This window comes from Flavobacterium sp. GW821-FHT11G01 (assembly GCF_058808175.1).
Window position 1 is genome coordinate 620,379 of sequence record NZ_JBXARK010000002.1, and the last position, 18,769, is coordinate 639,147.

Consider the following 18,769-nt stretch of genomic DNA (forward strand, 5'->3'; position numbering starts at 1 on the left):
TTATTTTAATCGAATGTGAATTATCGGTTTGAAGTACTTCGTTTATTCCATTTAATATCACTTAACATACCAGATTTGATTCCGATAAAGAAGTTCCAGTTTGAGTTAGGACCTAATGGAGTCCAGTTGAAAGCCATTCTCCAGCTTAATAAGTCTCTTTCAAAACGAAATTGCGTAAAAGTAACTCCTTGTTGAACAAAATCGTAACCAGTAGAAACTCCGCCTTTCCATTTTGGTGTAATGTCCATATTGATAGAAACCATGACAGAATTCCCGGTTATTTTACTTTCTCTATTGATATTCGAATAAGTTAATGAGTAAGCCATTGTCATATCCCAAGGAATCTTCGAATTAAAAAATTCGGTTATAACATCTTCTCCGTCATCTTTTTCTTGTGCAAACTGACTATTACGACTATCATTTAAGTCTGTATTAGTACCAAATAAATCATCTTTACGACCACCATTCCGCTCACTTTGTTTGTTTTCTTCTTTAACTCCTTTATTTGAAAAAGAATAGTTTAAAGTTAAGTTAGCACTTGTCATTCTGAATAAACTACCACCATTATCAATGTTGTAGACGTCCATTCTTTTTCCAGAATTATCAATTGCATAAGGATCTAAAGTAGCACCAAAATTGACATTCATTTTGTTATCAAAAAGCTGCGTTCCTCCACTTACAAGAACGGGTTGCCAGCCTAGAATGTCCTTTCCGTCAGCATTAAAATTATAGCTGGTGCTAAAATTTAAGTTGTTTAGCAGCATTATTTTTTTAGGTTCGGTCTTTGTGCTGTCACGATCTCTCACTTTAGCCTCAAAAGTATTGCTTAGAGCAAAACCTACAATGTTTGAGTTTTCTTTGCTAGGTGCTCCGTAAACACTTCCGTCGAAGCGTGAATAGGAGTTTGATATTCTTCCTGAAGCATCTACATAGTAATTGTCATAATATTTTTCGAAACTAGGTGTGTATGCGTACGTAATAGAAGGTCTCATAACGTGACGAATAGATTGAATTCTTTTGTTTTCACCAAAATTAAAAGTACCATAAATTGTAGTTCCTAAATTAGTACTGAAATTGTAGGTTCTGTATGCATCAAAACCATTTACAGTTTGTGTTACAACTTCATTCTTGCTTGAGTCGTAATTTTTGCTTACTGTTTTTGTAACCCAGGTTTCCTGATAATTTGTTGATGCTCCCGCACTAAAATACTTGAATATTTTAAAGTTTGTACTAATCGGAATAGACTGTTGTAACCCAATTTGTGCGTCTTTAAACATTTGAGGTTTAAAGAATAAGGAATCGGTTGTTACGAATCTATTTTGCCCGGTTACATTGTACTGTAAATTGATGTTTTTTATAAAACCTTTTTTAACTCCATCTTTACCAACAAAAGGATAAACACGATCGATACTACCTTGTAAGGAAGGTAATGTCATTTGAATTTCTTCTGTTTGGGTATTTTGTTGATGCGTTGCCGTTAATGCAATACGAGCTCCCGGAATTGTATTAAAAGTTTTATTATAAGAGATAGACGAACTTAAAGTGTTGTTAAGATTTGATCCAACGTTTGCCTGATTAATGGATTGTTTAAAGTATTTACTACTACCCATATTCACGGAAGCAGAAAAACTTGAGTTGGGGTTTGATTTAGTATCCTTAGAGTGTGACCATTGGATATTATAAATATTTTGTTTCGAATAATCAGGATAGCCTCTTTCGCTATTGATCAAATTCTCAAAACGAACATTTATATTTCCCCTATATTTATACCTCGTCGCATAAGCAGATTCAAAACGCATGGCATAACTACCGTTGGTATAGTAATCTCCTAAAACGGTCAGGTCGTAGTTGTCACTTAAAGCAAAATAATAACCCCCATTTTGTAAAGAGAATCCTCTTGTATTAGAGTCATTATAACTTGGTATAATGATTCCGGAAACACTTTTTTCCTGACTCATCGGAAAGTATGCAAAAGGCAGGGCAAGAGGAGTAGGAACATCTGCAATAACCATATTGGTTAAACCTGTGACTACTTTTTTTCCAGGGATAAACTTTACTTTATTAGTTTGAAAATAATATTCAGGGTTGTCTACATCACTTGAAGTTGTAAAACGAGCACCTTTTAAAAAATAAACAGAATCATTTTCTTTTTTAGTAACGGCCGCTTTAATTTTAAATTCTCCTTGTTCTGTTCTGGAATTATAGATTAACGCTTTTTTTGTTTTGAAATTAAAGCGAATAGAATCGGGCTGAACTTCGCTGGCACCTTGCTTGAAATTTGGAAATTGAGTCAAAACACCTGCAGAATCCTTTATTCTTCCGGCATAGACTTCGTCTTTTTCATAATCTAAAACAATTATACCCGATTTTAGTTCTACGTCCTTATAATATAATTCAGCTTCGTTATATAATGTAATAAGTTTTCTTTTCTGATCAATTTTCGCATAATCTTTGGCTTTATACTTTACTTTACCGTCAAGAAAAGTCTTTTTAGGTCTGACGGTATCCAGTTTTATAGTATCAAGTACAGTTGTAACAGGTTTATCTGTTTGTTTTACAGCTGGTAATGTGTTTTTTTTTGATTTTATCTCTTGCGAATATAATTTACCACATCCTAGTGTTAGGAAAAATGATAATAAAACGATATTAAATAAGTTTGTATGCAAAGGTTTAAATGCTATTTTTGTAAAAGTATGGCTTGTTTTTTGACATGTCAAACTTACATATAATTTTTTGGCAAAAATAATCAATTGTAAAAATTATAGCAGTTGCATTTTATTAAAATTAACTTTTAGATTTATGAACATATTTAACAAAACTAGGCTAATATTTAGTTTTTTTCTAACTATAATTTCATTTTGCGCATACAGTCAGGCAAATGTTTTTAAAGTAACACTTGACGCCGGACACGGTGATCATGACTTTGGAGCCGTGTATAGCGGAAGAATCGAAAAAAATATTGCATTGGCCATTGTGTTGAAAGTTGGAAAAATATTAGAAGATAGTCCAAATGTTAATGTTATTTATACGCGTAAAAGCGATGTTTTTATCGATTTGGTCGAAAGGGCGAATATTGCCAACAGAGCCAATTCTAACATATTTGTGTCTATACACTGTAATGCAAATAAAAATACTGCCGCAGATGGGACCGAAACCTATGTAATGGGTTTGAGTAAAGTAGCATCGAATCTTGAGGCTGCGAAAAAAGAGAACTCGGTAATTACTTTAGAAAAAGATTATAAACGTAAGTATGAAGGCTACGATCCTAATTCTCCGGAATCGATGATTGGAATGACCTTAATGCAGGAAGAATATTTGGACAATAGTATTGCATTGGCCAGTAAAATTGAAGATAATTTTGACAGGTTAGGAAAAAAACTTCGTCAGGGCGGTGTAAAACAGGCGCCTTTTATGGTATTGCATAAAGCTTATATGCCTAGGGTTTTGGTTGAAACTGGTTTTGTTTCTAATCCTACAGAAGGTAATATTTTAAATTCAGAAGAAGGACAAAATGATATTGCAAAAGCTATAGCCGAAGCAATTTTAAGTTACAAAAGAGAATATTTTGGTTCAGGAGTTCCAGAAGCGATGGATGCTAAACCGGCAAAAGATACTGCTAAACCAAAAACGGTTATAACTCCGGCAGCAAATAAAAATGGAACAAAAGGAACTGTTTTTAAAGTTCAGTTAATTGCCAGTATCAAAAAAACAACATTGGAGCCAAAGAATTTTAAAGGTCTTAAAAATGTGACGATGTTGTATGAAAATAATATTTATAAATATTTCTATCAGGAAACTTCAGATTATGAAGCGGCACAAAAATATTTGCAAGAAGCTAAAAGTAAAGGATATGGAGCTTCTTTTTTAATAGCTTATAAAGACGGAGAAAAAATCAGTATTCAGGACGCCACTAAATAATAGCCACAAGTTCGAATATTTATATTAATTTTGTACAAACACTTAGAATTTTGAAACTAACAAGAGAAATTAAAACGGCTATTTTAGTCATCGCGTCAATTTTACTATTTATTTGGGGCTACAGCTTTTTAAAAGGTAAAGATCTTTTTACAAATTATAAAACATTATATGTTGAATATGATAATGTAGAAGATTTGGCTCAGTCTGCACCCGTTACTTTAAACGGGCTTGCAATTGGTAAAGTAAATAAAATTACCATCAACGAAAATACTGGTAAATTATTAGTAGAACTACAGTTGAAAACGGATTTTCCAATTTCTAAAACAAGTACAGCATCTTTATATTCTCCAAGTTTAATTGGCGGAAAACAGATCAAGATCGTACCAAATCTTGCTGATAAGGAATTGGCAGTTGAGGGGCAGACGTTAGCTCCATCTGTTGAATTAGGTTTAACGGAATCTTTAGGAGGTAAAATCGAGCCAATTCAGCAAAAATTAAATTTAATGCTTGCTAATATTAATACGCTGGTTGCAGGATTAAATAATGTTCTGGATAAAAAAGGACAGGAAGATCTTAAAAAATCACTGGCCGAATTAAGTCAGACTATGGAACAATTTCATAAAGCTTCAGGAAGTATCAATTCTATTTTAGATACTAATAAAGCGCAAATTAATGGAGCTGTTACTAACTTTAATAAAATGTCAGCTAACTTCAATAAAATATCTGATTCATTAAATAAGGCAGATTTAGGAAAAACAGTTAGAAACTTAAATCAGACTTTGGCTAAAGTAGATGGTATTATGACTAATTTAAACTCAGGAAAAGGTTCTGCAGGTAAATTATTGAATGATGATGCTTTATATAATAATTTGGCTAAAACTTCAAAAGAGCTTGAGTTATTATTGCAGGATGTTCGTTTATATCCAACACGTTATGTGAATGTTTCTCTTTTTGGAAAGAAAAACAAACCATACGTTGCACCTGTTCAAGATGCCAATACAACTGACAAAAAATAATATAGAATGAGTTATTTAGATAATATTTTATTCGCTATACTTCTGATAGCAGGTTTTGGTTTTTTTGCTTCAAGTGTAAAGAAAATCATTAGAAACATAAATTTAGGAGTAGATGTAGATCGAAAAGACAATCCAAAAGCGCGTTGGGCAAACATGGCTCTGATTGCTCTTGGACAATCTAAAATGGTGAGACGTCCTGTGGCTGGTGCATTACATATTATCGTGTACGTTGGGTTTATTATCATAAATATTGAATTACTCGAAATTATTATTGATGGATTGTTTGGAACTCATAGAATTTTTGCGCCTTATTTGGGAGTGGTTTATGATGTTTTAATTGCTTCATTTGAAATATTAGCAATATTGGTAATATTTGCTGTTACAATTTTCTGGATAAGAAGAAATGTAATCAGATTAAAACGTTTCATTAATCCAGATTTAAATGGATTTCCTAAAAGTGATGCAAATTACATTTTGTATTTTGAAACCGTTTTAATATTTTTGTTTTTATTCATGGATGCTGCTGATCTGCATTTGCAAAACGTACCAGGAGGATTTTCACATTTTCATAAAGCAGGAAGTTTTCCAATAAGTCAATTTATTGCTCCAATATTTAACGGAATGTCAAATGAGTTGGTTGCTATATTGTTTGAGGCTTTTTGGTGGTTGCATATTGCTGGTATTTTAGTTTTCATGAACTATTTATACTTTTCAAAACATTTGCATATTCTTTTAGCTTTCCCAAATACGTATTTTGCCAATTTAAAACCAGAAGGTCAATTTGATAATTTAGAATCGGTTACAAAGGAAGTGAAGTTAATGATGGATCCAAATGCTGATCCGTTTGCGGCTGCTCCGGTTGATGAAAATGCCGCTCCAAGTAAATTTGGTGCAAGCGATGTTCAGGATCTAAACTGGGTTCAGTTGTTGAATGCTTATACGTGTACAGAATGTGGTCGTTGTACATCGTCTTGTCCGGCAAATCAAACCGGTAAAAAATTGTCTCCTCGTAAAATTATGATGGATACAAGAGATCGTTTGCAGGAAGTTGGAAAAAACATTGATGCTAATAAAGGTGTTTTTGTTCCGGATAACAAAACGTTATTAAACGATTATATCACACCAGAAGAATTGTGGGCTTGTACCTCTTGTAATGCATGTGTTGAAGAATGTCCGGTAAATATTAGTCCGTTGTCTATTATTATGGATATGCGTCGTTATTTAGTGATGGAACAAAGTGCTGCTCCAATGTCATTGAATGCAATGATGACGAATATTGAAAACAATGGAGCGCCATGGCAATACAGTCAACAAGACCGATTGAACTGGAAAAACGAAAATTAAAATAAGATTTAATGGTTATTTGTTTAACCGTTTAATCGATTGAATAAAATATTTGAGGTTTTTTAAAAAAGGTTATAGTAAAGAGTACGATTAACCAAATAAAAGATTAACCGATTTAACAAAATAAGAAGATGTCAGAAAGTTTAGTAGTGCCAACAATGGCTGAAATGTTAGCCGAAGGAAAACAGCCAGAAGTTTTATTTTGGGTAGGTTGCGCAGGAAGTTTTGATGATAGAGCGAAGAAAATTACTAAAGCATTTGTACGTATTTTAAATCGCACCAATGTTTCGTTTGCAGTTTTAGGTACAGAAGAGAGTTGTACCGGAGATCCTGCAAAACGTGCAGGAAATGAATTTTTATTTCAAATGCAGGCCATGATGAATATCGAGGTATTAAATGCATATGAAGCAAAGAAGATTGTTACAGCTTGTCCGCATTGTTTTAATACTTTAAAAAATGAATATCCTGAATTGGGAGGGCAATATGATGTAATTCATCATACTGAGTTTTTAAAGTCTTTAATTGATGATGGAAGATTGACTGTTGAAGGCGGACAGTTTAAAGGAAAAAAAATTACTTTTCACGATCCTTGTTATTTAGGAAGAGCAAATAAAGTATACGAAGCACCAAGAGATTTAATTCAGAAATTAGATGTTGAATTAGTCGAAATGAAACGTTCTAAAGCAAACGGATTGTGTTGTGGAGCAGGTGGAGCGCAGATGTTTAAAGATGCTGAAACAGGAAATAAAGAAGTGAATGTGTTACGTACTGAAGATGCTTTAGAAGTACAGCCGGATATCATTGCAGCTGGTTGTCCATTTTGTAATACCATGTTAACTGACGGTATCAAACACAAAGAAAAAGAAGGACAGGTAAAAGTGATGGATATTGCTGAACTGATAGCAAACGCACAGGATTTATAGTATGAAGAAAATATTTTTACTTATTGTTTTTCTGTTTTGTAGTGTGGTATCCTATTCTCAGGATGTTTTACAAGTTATTGGAAAAGAGACTTGTAGCTGTTTAGAAGCAAAAAAAGCAAAAAATCCTAATATGTCTTCTTTAGACTTTAAAACCGAAGTAGGCGTTTGTATGATTAAGAGTTACTCTGAACATATGTCGGAGTTAAAGCCTTCAGAGAAAGTCGATTTTTCAGATGAGGCTGGTATGACCAAGTTGGGAGAAAATGTGGCTATGAAAATGATGCAATTTTGTCCGGATATGATTATGGAGTTAGGAAGAAGTGCTATTAAAGAGGGCGAGGAAGTTAAAGAAGATCCTACTCTTTCCGGAGAGGTGCTTGAAATAAAATGGGAACAGTTTATTACTGTACAATTAAAAGATCAAACGGGAAGAAACTATAATTTAATTTTGTTGGATGCTTTTGATACAGCTTCGTTAATTACTAATGGTGAAATCAAGAAAAAGGATAAAATTAAAGTAAGTTATACCGAAATTGAATTGTTTGATGCGAAAGCAAAAGAATTCAAATATTTTAAAATTCTAACTAAAGTAGAGAAGAATTAAGTCTTAAGCTTTTCAGTTATGGAGTACTAAGGTTTTATCTAAAACTTTAAATCTGAAACCTGAAACAAAATAAACCTAAAGAAAAAATTAAAATGTATATACCTTTTGAAAATTTACCTGGTGAATCCAGAGTTTGGATTTATCAATCAAACAGAAAATTTTCTGAGGAAGAATTTTCTGAAATTGAAACTGACCTAAAAGCTTTTGTAGAAGAATGGGCGGCGCATGGAACAAGTTTAGAAGCTTCATACTTATTGAAATACAACCGATTTATTATTTTGGCTGTAAATCAGGAAGTGCAGGCGGCTACAGGATGTTCAATTGATAGTTCTGTGGAATTTATCCAGAGTTTGGAGAAAAAGTATAACGTTGATTTATTAGATAAAATGAACGTGACTTTTAAAAATGGAGAACACATTGCACACAAACCATTATTAGATTTCAAAAAAATGGTAAAAGATAAGTCGGTATCTGAGAATACGATTGTTTTTAATAATTTGGTAAACAATATCGAAGAATTTAATGAATCGTGGGAAGTTCCTGCTGCTGATAGCTGGCATAGTAGATTTTTCTAAGAGAAAATCATAATATATTTGAAAGGCATGAAATTTAGATTTTGTGCCTTTTTTTATTTTTAATTGTTTCAGGTTTTGCTAAAGTTTGTCGTTCCTCGGAATGACAAACACTAAGATAATTTCACTTTTATAAAGTTGTCGTTTAGTAAGGATTATGAAAACCAAAACCTCTAATCTAGCCCCGATGGGAGCGGTATCCTTTTATGGCGGGGTTCGCCATAAAAGATATAGTGTACAGCGGGACTGGTCGTCTTTTGAAAATGAAATTTCTGCTTCTGATAAAAAAAATATGAGTTATTGGTTATGAATTATGAGTTAAAAGTTTTCTTCCAAAACAATAGATTCATTCAAGATGGCGATAAAATCTAATTGTTTTATAATATAAAGATCTAACAATCTAATAATCCGACATATCGAATATTCACAAAAATCTAACAAATGAATACTTCAATTAAACGCTATTTTTAAGTACTTTCGTAGTACTAAATTTAATACATGAAAATAGCAATAGTTTGTTATCCGACATTTGGTGGTAGTGGGGTTGTAGCCACAGAATTAGGCCTCGAATTAGCCAGACGCGGACACGAAATACATTTTATTACCTACAGTCAGCCGGTTAGACTGGCACTTTTAAATCCTAATGTTCATTATCACGAAGTAAACGTTCCTGAATATCCTCTTTTCCATTATCAGCCTTACGAATTGGCTTTGTCAAGCAAACTGGTTGATATGGTGAAATTATATAAAATTGAAGTGCTTCATGTGCATTACGCAATTCCTCATGCCTATGCAGGCTATATGGCAAAGCAAATGCTGAAAAACGAAGGAATTAATCTTCCGATGATTACTACGCTTCACGGAACGGATATTACGTTGGTTGGAAATCACCCTTTTTATAAACCGGCAGTGACTTTCAGTATCAATAAATCAGATTATGTGACTTCGGTTTCGCAAAGTTTGAAAGACGATACGCTGAAATTATTCAAAATCAAGAATAAAATTAAGGTAATCCCTAATTTTATTGAATTGGATAAATCTCCTAAAGACCCAACGATGCCTTGCCACAGATATGTGATGGCGAAGGAAGACGAACGCATCATTACCCACATTAGTAACTTTAGAAAGGTAAAACGTATTCCGGATATTATTAAGATTTTTTATAATATTCAGAAAGTGATGCCAGCTAAATTAATGATGGTGGGCGACGGTCCTGAAAAGGAAAAAGCGGAGGTTTTGTGTATGGAATTGGGCATTTATGACAAAGTAATTTTCTTTGGTAATAGTAATGAAATTGATAAAATTTTATGCATGACCGATTTGTTTTTACTTCCGTCAGAGACAGAAAGTTTTGGATTGGCAGCTCTGGAAGCAATGGCTCTGGGCGTTCCGGTAATTTCGAGTAATTCAGGAGGTTTGCCGGAAGTTAACTTTGATGGAATTTCGGGTTATTTGAGCAATGTTGGCGATGTTGAAGAAATGGCTTCAAATGCGATTAAAATTCTGGAAAATGATGAAGTTTTAAATCAGTTTAAAGTGAATGCTTTAGAAGTAGCAAAAAAATTCGATATTAAAAACATATTGCCTAAGTACGAAGCGCTTTATCAAAGAGCAATTGATGATTATAAAGAATAGAAACATTAATTTTATAAAATAAGCGTAAATGAAAAAAGTAATTTCGGTTTTAGCAATTTTTGTTTTAGTCTCTTGCGGAGTAAAAAAAACTTCAGATTCAAAAGCATTATATGAAGTTTTAACAACACAGTCTGACGGTGGTGGAAATATCAAGTTTTTTGAGATTTTGACAGAACCAAATGAGATCAAAATGTTAGAAAATGATCCTCTCCTGGCTGATAAAATGAAACAGGCCGATATTAGTAATTCGAACTATGTTATTTTAAACATGGGAGAAAAAAATACCGGAGGTTATTCTATTGGAATTGAAAAAGTGGAAGAAACGGATAAAAATATCATTATTACAGTGAAAGAAAATAATCCGGCTCCGGATGCTATGACAATGCAGGTGATTACTTATCCTTATACAGTTGTGAAAGTGCATTCAAAAAAAGAGATTATTATTAAGTAAATAGTAATTAGTGAAGAGTAATTAGTGAAGAGTAATTAGTGAAGAGTAATTAGTGAAAAGTAATTAGTGAAAAGTTAGAAGTGAAATGTCAGGCCGAGCGTCCCGATACTTCGGGAGAAGTCCTTTTTACTTCTCTTAAACATAAAAAAAACCTGTCGTAATTAAAGCGACAGGTTTTCTTCTACAATTATTTTTTAATTCTTATTTTAAAACTTGAATTTGATACCTAAACCAACATCAAATCCAAAGTTGTCATCATCATAATATCCTGAACCAATTTCTGGTCTTGCATCTAATGATAATAAAATTGGCACCTCTTTAAAGCCATATTCAATACCAATATCTCCAGCAGCAAAAACATAGGTTCCGCTATCATTATATTTTACATTATTGTTGTAGTAATCGTGATCCCAGGCTGCGATACCACCACCAACACCAGCGTACCAGTTAAAACCTCCGTCGATGTTCCAAACCCATTGGTAAAGAACAACTCCTTTTATGGCGTCAACATCACTGCTGTTTCTCCATCCTAAATCGAACTCAAGTCTGTTTTTTTGATTTAAACCTCTTTGGTATGATACTTCTCCACCAAAACCATTATTATCTCCTAAACGTAATCCAAGAGCATTTTTTGCGATGTCTTGTGCTTGAGCCGTGAACGCTAAACCTAATAGCATAATGGCAGATAAAATAACTTTTTTCATAAAATGTGAATATTAATTTTTTTCAAATGTATAATTAGACTCCTCTATAGAACGTATAATATTTTTGAAAATTGTTATATAATTCACATTTTATGCATTTCTAAACTCACTAATAAAGAAGTGAATGCCAGTGATAACGCTAAGTTGCTTGATATTAGTTGTTTATTTTTTGGTGACAAATGAAGTGATTAACTGAGAAGCAACAATATCTTCCATTTCAAATAAATTTTCATCTTCTCCAGTCAAATTTGACTCTGCATAAGAAAATAATTTCCAACGTTTTTTATGATATTCCAAGGCGGTTAAGTTTTCAACCCAATCACCGGAATTCAAATATAAAGTAGATCCGTGTTTGTTTTCTTTGGTAACAATTTTTGGTTCATGAATGTGTCCGCAAATCACATAATCATACTTTTTTTCGATCGCTAAATCGGTTGCTGTGGTTTCGAAATCAGAAATAAATTTTACTGCTTTTTTTACGCTTGCTTTTATTTTTTTAGAAAAAGAATAAGGTTCACGACCTAATTTGGCTAAACACCAGTTTGCAAATCGATTGCTCAGGATTAAATAATCGTATCCTAAACCGCCTAATTTTGCAATCCATTTGGAGTGTTGTACAGAAGCATCAAAAACATCTCCATGAAAAATCCAGGCTTTTTTATCGTCTAAATCTAAAACTAATTTATCCAGCAATGCAAAATTTCCCATATTCGTATCGCTGAATTTGCGTAGGATTTCGTCGTGGTTCCCGGTGATGTAATACACTTTTGTGCCTTTAGAAGCCATTCCGATAATACGTTGAATAACTCTTAAATGCGCTTTTGGAAAATATGATTTTCTAAATTGCCAGGCATCAATAATGTCGCCGTTTAAGACTAAGGTTTTAGGTTTAATACTTGATAAGTAGTTGTTTAGTTCTTTGGCGTGGCTTCCGTAAGTTCCTAAATGAACATCAGAAAGAACAACCAATTCGACATTTCTTTTTTTCAATTTTTCTTGATTTGAAGTTTAACAAATAAAAGAAACCTGAAGTGATTTTGTTTTATCAAAAGGTTACCAATTTGGCTTCAATTTTAATAAATTATGATTTTTACGGAACTTAACCTTTACTTAATAATACCAACTTTAAATTTTTTAATTTAATTCATAAAACTTACATTTGCTCAAAACTAATTACAATGGCAGGAAATAGCTACGGCACCCTATATAAAGTTACAACATTTGGAGAATCTCATGGTGAAGCTTTAGGCGGAATTATAGATGGATGTCCATCAGGAATACAACTTGATTTAGAAGCAATTGAAGTTGAAATGTCTCGCAGAAAACCAGGACAATCAGCAATTGTAACCCAAAGAAAAGAACCAGATGCAGTTCAGTTTTTATCTGGAATTTTTGAAGGAAAAACTACCGGAACTCCAATAGGTTTTATTATCCCAAATACCAATCAAAAATCAGACGATTACTCTCATATTAAAGATAATTACAGACCAAGTCATGCTGATTATGTATACGACCAAAAATATGGTTTTCGTGATTACCGTGGTGGCGGAAGAAGTTCTGCAAGAGAAACCGCTAGTAGAGTAGTAGCGGGCGCTATTGCAAAACAAATGTTACCTGAGATTAAAATTAATGCTTACGTTTCGTCTGTCGGACCAATTCATTTGGATACACCTTATCAGGATTTGGATTTTTCAAAAATTGAAAGTAATCCGGTTCGTTGCCCTGATGAAAAATCGGCTGCAATTATGGAAGAGTATATTCGTGATATTCGTAAACAAGGCGATACTGTTGGTGGCGTTGTTTCTTGTGTAATTCAGAATGTTCCGGTTGGTTTAGGCGAGCCTGTTTTTGATAAATTACACGCTGAGCTTGGAAAAGCGATGCTTTCTATTAATGCGGTAAAAGGTTTTGAATACGGAAGCGGATTTTCAGGATCTGAAATGAAAGGAAGCGAGCATAATGATTTATATAATCCTGACGGAACTACAAAAACGAATCTTTCAGGCGGAATTCAGGGTGGAATCAGCAACGGAATGGATATTTATTTCAGAGTAGCTTTCAAACCTGTTGCGACTATCATGCAGACACAAGATTCATTAGATAATAAAGGAAATATTACACCAATGACAGGTAAAGGTCGTCATGATCCATGTGTAGTGCCTCGCGCAGTGCCAATTGTGGAAGCAATGGCAGCGATTGTTTTGGCTGATTTTTATTTGATCAACAAAACATATTAATAAAAGTTAAGGCAGTGAGGGTCTTAATATTTTAATTTAAAACAAACAGATTAATGCAACAAGTTACAGAAACCAAAAAAAAATCATTTCTTTCAGGATTAACAGGACAAATTATAATTGCCATGGTTCTTGGAGCAACTTTAGGAATTATATTGCACAATTATATTTCGCCTGAAGTCGCGCAGTCATTTAGCAATAAAATAAAAATGTTGGCGACCGTATTTATCCGATTAGTACAAATGATTATTTCACCTTTAGTTTTCACCACTTTAGTAGTTGGAATTGCGAAACTTGGAGACATAAAAACGGTTGGAAGAATTGGTGGGAAAGCTCTTGGATGGTTTTTTACAGCTTCTTTTATTTCCTTATTAATTGGGTTGTTTTATGTGAATATTTTAGAACCAGGAGTAGGTCTGAAATTAGATCATGTTGATATGGCAGCAGCTTCAGAAGTAACTGGCAAAACCAAAATACTTTCTGTTGAGAATTTTGTAGAACACATTGTTCCTAAAAGTCTTTTTGAGGCAATGGCAACCAATGAGATTTTGCAAATTGTAATATTCTCTATCTTTTTTGGATTGGCAGCAGCTTCATTAGGAAGTACTGTAAAACCAGTTATTAATGCTTTAGATAAAGCTTCGCATATTGTTTTAAAAATGGTAAATTATGTAATGAACTTCGCTCCAATTGGAGTTTTTGGAGCCATTGCAGGTGTATTTGCTATTAGAGATGCAGAAGAATTAGTGATTACCTATTTTAAATTCTTCGGATCATTTTTGATTGGAATAAGTACATTATGGGTTGTTTTAATTGCAGTTGGTTATATCTTTCTAAAAGGAAGAATGACAGAGTTATTAAAACGTATTGTTGGACCATTGGCCATTGCTTTTGGAACAACAAGTAGTGAAGCCGTGTTTCCAAAATTAACAGAGGAATTAGAAAATTTTGGTGTAAAAGACAAAGTTGTATCTTTTATGTTACCGCTTGGATATTCGTTTAATCTGGATGGAAGTATGATGTATATGACTTTTGCCAGTATTTTTATTGCTCAATTTTATGGCGTTCACTTATCTATAGGAACTCAAATGGCTATGCTTTTGGTTTTAATGTTAACCAGTAAAGGAATTGCCGGTGTTCCAAGAGCTAGTTTAGTTGTAGTTGCGGCAACGTGCGGTATGTTTGATATTCCTGTTGAAGGAATAGCACTAATTTTACCAATTGACCACTTTTGTGATATGTTTAGAAGTGCCACAAATGTTTTAGGAAATGCTCTTGCAACTTCTGTTGTTGGACAGTGGGAAAATAATAAGGAAGAAAATTTAGAGATTGTAGAAGAAAATTAATTTATTTTATTTCCTTGCAGTAAATATAAAAGCCGTAACAACTTTAGTTATTACGGCTTTTAATTTTATCACATAAAAAAATTATGCTACTTTTCCTTTTCTTCCTTCTTCTGATTCAGGATCAGGTGCATCACCTCCATGAATAGTTTTCAATTGTGCTTGAGTTAATTTTTCTGTTTCTTCTGATTTTAAAAATTTTTCTAACATAGTTTTAGGTTTAAATGCACCAATCTTATAACACTTGGAGCTTGTGTCGGTAAATTTGTGTTAAAAATAAAATTTTATTTCGATTAAATTAATAAAATCTTAGTTATTTTCCAAATAAAACGATTTTTTCAATGTCTGTTTTGTTAAATTCGATCAATTTTGACAGTTTTTTAAATTGGTGGAAGTTGATCTTTTTAAAAAGTAAAGTTAAATTTAGCTTATTTAGTCTTTAATTAATTTTGTAATAATTTAGCTCTTTTTTTATATCTTAAATGATGTATATTTGGAAATAATATATTTGACTATGTTTAGATTTCGATTTTTCTTAGCGTCTTCTTTATTACTGAATATTCTTTCTTTTAACGTAATAGCACAAAGTAATAATGAAGCGTCATTAAAAGCGGATAAACTTGTAAAAGAAGCTTTAGTTAATTTTAGAGAATCAAACTTCGAAAAATCATTAATTATTTCCAGAGTTGCTCTAAACTCTGCTACAAATGCTAAAAATTATACTTTAATTTCCCGTTCTTACAATATCATTGCTGCTAATTATAATGAATTAGCAGAAGTTGATAAGGCAATCTTCTTCTATAAAAAAAGTTTAGATTATGCTAATAAGACGGATAATGATTCCATAAAATATAATCTTTATAATAATTTAGGTAATATGTATTGTTTTGAAAAGAAACAATTTGATAAGGGAATTAATTATTATAAGAAATCAATAGCTTACGGTTTAAAAATCAACGATTTAAGTCAGGTTTATTTTACGAATGTAAATATAGCCTGGGCCTATTTCGATGTTGGTAAATTTAAAGAAGGATATCCTTATTTAAAGTTTGTTGGAAGCAATGTTGAAAAGTACGGTGACGAATCAACAGAGATTATTGTAAATATGCTTAATGGAATGTATGCTAGTTACCGAAATGAAGATGATACTGCAAATGCTTATTTCATAAACGCAATTCAGGTTGGAAAGAATAGTAATGAGAAATCAGATTTATCTTTTGCCTATTTAGAATATTCTAAATTTTTACTTAAAGTAAAGAAATATAAAGAAGCATATGAAAATCTTACTTTATACAATAAAATTACAGAAGATTTATATAATCAGGAAAAACTTAAAAAGGCGTCGATTGCAGGTTTTAATCTTGAATTAGACGAATACAAAAGACAAATTGATAAAATTGAAAGCGAAAAGATATCGCAATATCAAAGTCTTAAAAAATCAAGAATTATTGTAGTCTTATTTGTTCTTATCTCTTTGATTCTTCTTTTTCTTATTGTAACATTAATAAAGAATATCAGGTTTAAGAAACTGCATAATTTAGAGCTTTTAAAAGCTAAAGAAATTGCAGAGGAAGCTTCTTTGCTCAAGACGCAATTTATTTCGACTATAAGCCACGAATTGCGTACTCCTTTGTATGGTGTTGTAGGTATAACGAATATGTTATTAGAAGAACATAAAGAGTTATCGCAAAGCCAGCATTTGAGCTCTTTAAAATTTTCCGCACGTTATTTATTGTCTTTGGTAAATGATATTTTACAAATTAATAAAATTGAAGAAAATAAAGTGATACTTGAAAATCTGACATTTAATATTTCAGATGAAATTACGATGATTAAAAATTCACTTTCTTTTCTTTCTCAAAAGAATAATAATAAAATCAAGGTTGCTATTGATCCATGTATTCCTGAGTATCTAATTGGTGATAAATTAAGATTGGCTCAAATTCTGATGAATTTAGTTAGTAATGCATTAAAATTCACGAAAGATGGTGAAGTAGAAATTATAGTTAAACTTAATAAAGTAGAAGGGAAATTTAATTTTTTAGAGTTTCATATTATTGATAATGGTGTAGGAATCGCTGTTGTAGATCAGGACAAGATTTTTGAAAAATTTGTTCAGGTGGGAAGAAAAGATGAGGATTATCAAGGTACAGGTTTAGGGCTAAGTATTGTAAAAAGACTTTTAGGGCTTTTTGGAAGTACGATTACTCTGGAAAGCGATATTGGTGCCGGAACATCATTTTCTTTTGTAATTTCGTTTGAACACGATCCTCAGAAAACAAAAAAGATTATTGAAGAGATAGAAGTAGATTTAACATCCAGTGAAGTTTATAAAATTTTAATTGTCGAAGACAATCTGATCAATCAACTGGTTACAAAAAAGATAATCGAAAAGAATAATTATGTTTGTAAGGTAGTCGATGACGGTTTTGCAGCATTGAGTATTATTGAGAAAGAAGATTTTGATCTGATTTTGATGGATATCAATATGCCTTTGATGAATGGCTTTGAAACTACAAAAAGAATTCGATTAAAAGGTATAAGAACACCTATTGTAGCACTAACTGCTTTTGATAAGGACGAAATAACAGATGAAGCTATTTCATCAGGAATCAATGATATTATAGTGAAACCTTTTGAACCGATTAAACTATTTAAAATTATAAGTTACTTAATACAAGAAGCAAAAAACGTTGGTTAATACCAACGTTTTTTATTTTGCTTAGAAGCATTTGATTTTCTTGATTTATGGGCGCCTCCGCTTCGGTTTGAATTTTTAGGTTTTTCAGCCGTTGCTTCAGGACTTCCTGAATGCCATGGATAAGGATGATCAGTAATCGTTTTTACATCTACTTTTATTAATTTTTGAATGTCCTTCCAATACGGTTCTTCATCTTTACCACAAAATGAAATCGCAATTCCACCGTTTCCTGCTCGTCCGGTTCTACCAATTCGGTGAACGTATGTTTCAGGAATATTTGGTAAATCAAAGTTGATTACATATGGTAACTGATCAATATCGATTCCTCTTGCAGCAATATCTGTTGCAACAAGCACGCCAACTTCTTTATTTTTAAAAGCATCCAAAACACGTTGTCTTGCATTTTGAGATTTATCTCCGTGAATTGCTTCAGCCGGAATATCTTTTTTACGAAGTGCTTTTACAACATTGTCTGCGCCATGTTTGGTTCTTGAAAAAACCAAAACATTAGATAGATTTTCGTTTTTTATTAAATGATATAATAAATTTCTTTTCTCTGTTTTTTCAACAAAATATACACGTTGCTCTACAGTTTCTGCAGTTGATGAAACGGGTGATACTTCTACTTTTGCAGGATCCTGAAGAAACATTTCGGCTAATTCGCGAATCGCAATTGGCATCGTAGCAGAGAACAATAAAGTCTGACGGTTTTTTGGGGTTAATTTTACGATCTTTTTTACATCGTTTATAAAACCCATATCCAGCATCTGATCAGCTTCATCTAAAACCAAGGTATGTAAGTGATCCAAATCCAGAAAACCTTGTTTTTGTAAATCCAATAGTCTTCCTGGGGTCGCAACTAAAATATCAACACCATTTTTTAAAGTGTCAACTTGCGGATTTTGAGAAACTCCACCAAAAATGGTCAATTGCGTTAAATTGGTGTATTTTGCATAAGTATCAAAACTTTGTCCAATTTGAACGGCTAATTCACGCGTTGGTGTAACTATAAGAGCACGAATTTGTTTGGCTTTTTTTGATGAACCAACAATTCGGTGTAACTGATGTATAATTGGAATAGCAAATGCCGCTGTTTTTCCCGTACCCGTTTGTGCACAACCAATTAAATCCCTTCCCGATAAAACGATCGGAATAGATTGTTCCTGAATGGGAGTGGGGTTTAAGTAGCCTTCTTCAAATACGGCTTTTTGTATACTTTTTGAAAGTGATAAATCTTCGAATAACATATCTTAGGTATTAAGATTTTAGTTTAAAGTACTAAAATTTTGTGCAAAGATAGGTTTATTCAGCCAATCGTTTATTT

Annotated in this window: 17 protein-coding genes; 12 read left to right on the forward strand and 5 right to left on the reverse strand. The window is 32.5% G+C overall.

The annotated features are described in order from the left end of the window. Positions 1 to 20: 20 nt before the first annotated feature. On the reverse strand, positions 21 to 2,717 hold the full coding sequence (locus tag AC1RRN_RS06500; protein ID WP_492966527.1) for a putative LPS assembly protein LptD: 2,697 nt from the start codon (positions 2,715 to 2,717) through the stop codon (positions 21 to 23). A gap of 82 nt (positions 2,718 to 2,799) precedes the next feature. Here AC1RRN_RS06500 and AC1RRN_RS06505 point away from each other — a divergent pair, with 82 nt between their 5' ends. The 9 genes from AC1RRN_RS06505 (at position 2,800) to AC1RRN_RS06545 (ending at position 10,463) form a co-directional block, all read left to right on the forward strand. Then, positions 2,800 to 3,918, forward strand: coding sequence for an N-acetylmuramoyl-L-alanine amidase family protein (locus AC1RRN_RS06505; protein WP_492966528.1), 1,119 nt, complete (start codon positions 2,800 to 2,802; stop codon positions 3,916 to 3,918). 50 nt (positions 3,919 to 3,968) lie between these two features. Continuing rightward, positions 3,969 to 4,934 (forward strand): MlaD family protein, encoded by a 966-nt coding sequence (locus tag AC1RRN_RS06510; protein WP_492966529.1) that lies wholly within the window; start codon positions 3,969 to 3,971, stop codon positions 4,932 to 4,934. A gap of 6 nt (positions 4,935 to 4,940) precedes the next feature. Further along, positions 4,941 to 6,278 (forward strand): 4Fe-4S dicluster domain-containing protein, encoded by a 1,338-nt coding sequence (locus tag AC1RRN_RS06515; RefSeq protein ID WP_492966530.1) that lies wholly within the window; start codon positions 4,941 to 4,943, stop codon positions 6,276 to 6,278. 131 nt (positions 6,279 to 6,409) lie between these two features. Then, complete coding sequence (locus AC1RRN_RS06520) at positions 6,410 to 7,201, forward strand: (Fe-S)-binding protein (RefSeq protein ID WP_492966531.1); 792 nt, start codon at positions 6,410 to 6,412, stop codon at positions 7,199 to 7,201. Between the two features lies 1 nt (position 7,202). Further along, complete coding sequence (locus tag AC1RRN_RS06525; RefSeq protein WP_492966532.1) at positions 7,203 to 7,805, forward strand: hypothetical protein; 603 nt, start codon at positions 7,203 to 7,205, stop codon at positions 7,803 to 7,805. Between the two features lie 92 nt (positions 7,806 to 7,897). Beyond that, positions 7,898 to 8,380 carry an ABC transporter ATPase gene (locus AC1RRN_RS06530; protein ID WP_492966533.1) on the forward strand — a complete coding sequence of 161 codons (483 nt, stop codon included), beginning with the start codon at positions 7,898 to 7,900 and terminating at the stop codon, positions 8,378 to 8,380. A gap of 154 nt (positions 8,381 to 8,534) precedes the next feature. Then, positions 8,535 to 8,687, forward strand: coding sequence for a hypothetical protein (locus AC1RRN_RS06535; RefSeq protein ID WP_492966534.1), 153 nt, complete (start codon positions 8,535 to 8,537; stop codon positions 8,685 to 8,687). 188 nt (positions 8,688 to 8,875) lie between these two features. Next, on the forward strand, positions 8,876 to 10,012 hold the full coding sequence (gene bshA, locus AC1RRN_RS06540; protein ID WP_492966535.1) for an N-acetyl-alpha-D-glucosaminyl L-malate synthase BshA: 1,137 nt from the start codon (positions 8,876 to 8,878) through the stop codon (positions 10,010 to 10,012). 28 nt (positions 10,013 to 10,040) lie between these two features. Next, positions 10,041 to 10,463, forward strand: a complete 423-nt coding sequence (locus AC1RRN_RS06545) for a protease complex subunit PrcB family protein (protein ID WP_492966536.1) — start codon at positions 10,041 to 10,043, stop codon at positions 10,461 to 10,463. A 206-nt stretch (positions 10,464 to 10,669) separates the two neighbouring features. Here the strand turns inward: AC1RRN_RS06545 and AC1RRN_RS06550 are convergent, their stop codons facing one another. Next, complete coding sequence (locus AC1RRN_RS06550; RefSeq protein ID WP_492966537.1) at positions 10,670 to 11,167, reverse strand: hypothetical protein; 498 nt, start codon at positions 11,165 to 11,167, stop codon at positions 10,670 to 10,672. A gap of 162 nt (positions 11,168 to 11,329) precedes the next feature. Continuing rightward, positions 11,330 to 12,157, reverse strand: coding sequence for a UDP-2,3-diacylglucosamine diphosphatase (locus AC1RRN_RS06555; RefSeq protein WP_492966538.1), 828 nt, complete (start codon positions 12,155 to 12,157; stop codon positions 11,330 to 11,332). A gap of 188 nt (positions 12,158 to 12,345) precedes the next feature. On the opposite strand from AC1RRN_RS06555, the gene aroC reads away from it, so the two are divergent. Both aroC and AC1RRN_RS06565 read left to right on the forward strand, forming a co-directional pair. Beyond that, positions 12,346 to 13,404, forward strand: a complete 1,059-nt coding sequence (gene aroC / locus AC1RRN_RS06560; RefSeq protein WP_056194335.1) for a chorismate synthase — start codon at positions 12,346 to 12,348, stop codon at positions 13,402 to 13,404. 53 nt (positions 13,405 to 13,457) lie between these two features. After that, entirely contained in the window at positions 13,458 to 14,747 is a 1,290-nt protein-coding gene (locus AC1RRN_RS06565; protein ID WP_492966539.1) for a dicarboxylate/amino acid:cation symporter, read from the forward strand. 81 nt (positions 14,748 to 14,828) lie between these two features. Here the strand turns inward: AC1RRN_RS06565 and AC1RRN_RS06570 are convergent, their stop codons facing one another. Next, the gene (locus tag AC1RRN_RS06570) at positions 14,829 to 14,954 is read right to left on the reverse strand and encodes a hypothetical protein (RefSeq protein WP_492966540.1); all 126 of its coding nucleotides are present in this window, start codon (positions 14,952 to 14,954) and stop codon (positions 14,829 to 14,831) included. 283 nt (positions 14,955 to 15,237) lie between these two features. On the opposite strand from AC1RRN_RS06570, the gene AC1RRN_RS06575 reads away from it, so the two are divergent. Continuing rightward, on the forward strand, positions 15,238 to 17,445 hold the full coding sequence (locus AC1RRN_RS06575; RefSeq protein ID WP_492966541.1) for a response regulator: 2,208 nt from the start codon (positions 15,238 to 15,240) through the stop codon (positions 17,443 to 17,445). On the opposite strand, the gene AC1RRN_RS06580 is transcribed toward AC1RRN_RS06575, so the two are convergent. Continuing rightward, positions 17,442 to 18,692 (reverse strand): DEAD/DEAH box helicase, encoded by a 1,251-nt coding sequence (locus AC1RRN_RS06580; RefSeq protein ID WP_492966542.1) that lies wholly within the window; start codon positions 18,690 to 18,692, stop codon positions 17,442 to 17,444. The genes AC1RRN_RS06575 and AC1RRN_RS06580 overlap by 4 nt on opposite strands. Between the last annotated feature and the right edge of the window lie 77 nt (positions 18,693 to 18,769).

What these genes read in the sequence shown, in the direction of transcription:
- AC1RRN_RS06505 (WP_492966528.1), top strand. Translation starts at nt 2,800, where the DNA reads ATGAACATATTTAACAAAACTAGGCTAATATTTAGTTTTTTTCTAACT.
- AC1RRN_RS06515 (WP_492966530.1), top strand. Translation starts at nt 4,941, where the DNA reads ATGAGTTATTTAGATAATATTTTATTCGCTATACTTCTGATAGCAGGT.
- AC1RRN_RS06520 (WP_492966531.1), top strand. Translation starts at nt 6,410, where the DNA reads ATGTCAGAAAGTTTAGTAGTGCCAACAATGGCTGAAATGTTAGCCGAA.
- AC1RRN_RS06525 (WP_492966532.1), top strand. Translation starts at nt 7,203, where the DNA reads ATGAAGAAAATATTTTTACTTATTGTTTTTCTGTTTTGTAGTGTGGTA.
- AC1RRN_RS06530 (WP_492966533.1), top strand. Translation starts at nt 7,898, where the DNA reads ATGTATATACCTTTTGAAAATTTACCTGGTGAATCCAGAGTTTGGATT.
- AC1RRN_RS06535 (WP_492966534.1), top strand. Translation starts at nt 8,535, where the DNA reads ATGAAAACCAAAACCTCTAATCTAGCCCCGATGGGAGCGGTATCCTTT.
- bshA (WP_492966535.1), top strand. Translation starts at nt 8,876, where the DNA reads ATGAAAATAGCAATAGTTTGTTATCCGACATTTGGTGGTAGTGGGGTT.
- AC1RRN_RS06545 (WP_492966536.1), top strand. Translation starts at nt 10,041, where the DNA reads ATGAAAAAAGTAATTTCGGTTTTAGCAATTTTTGTTTTAGTCTCTTGC.
- AC1RRN_RS06550 (WP_492966537.1), bottom strand. Translation starts at nt 11,167, where the DNA reads ATGAAAAAAGTTATTTTATCTGCCATTATGCTATTAGGTTTAGCGTTC.
- aroC (WP_056194335.1), top strand. Translation starts at nt 12,346, where the DNA reads ATGGCAGGAAATAGCTACGGCACCCTATATAAAGTTACAACATTTGGA.
- AC1RRN_RS06565 (WP_492966539.1), top strand. Translation starts at nt 13,458, where the DNA reads ATGCAACAAGTTACAGAAACCAAAAAAAAATCATTTCTTTCAGGATTA.
- AC1RRN_RS06570 (WP_492966540.1), bottom strand. Translation starts at nt 14,954, where the DNA reads ATGTTAGAAAAATTTTTAAAATCAGAAGAAACAGAAAAATTAACTCAA.
- AC1RRN_RS06580 (WP_492966542.1), bottom strand. Translation starts at nt 18,692, where the DNA reads ATGTTATTCGAAGATTTATCACTTTCAAAAAGTATACAAAAAGCCGTA.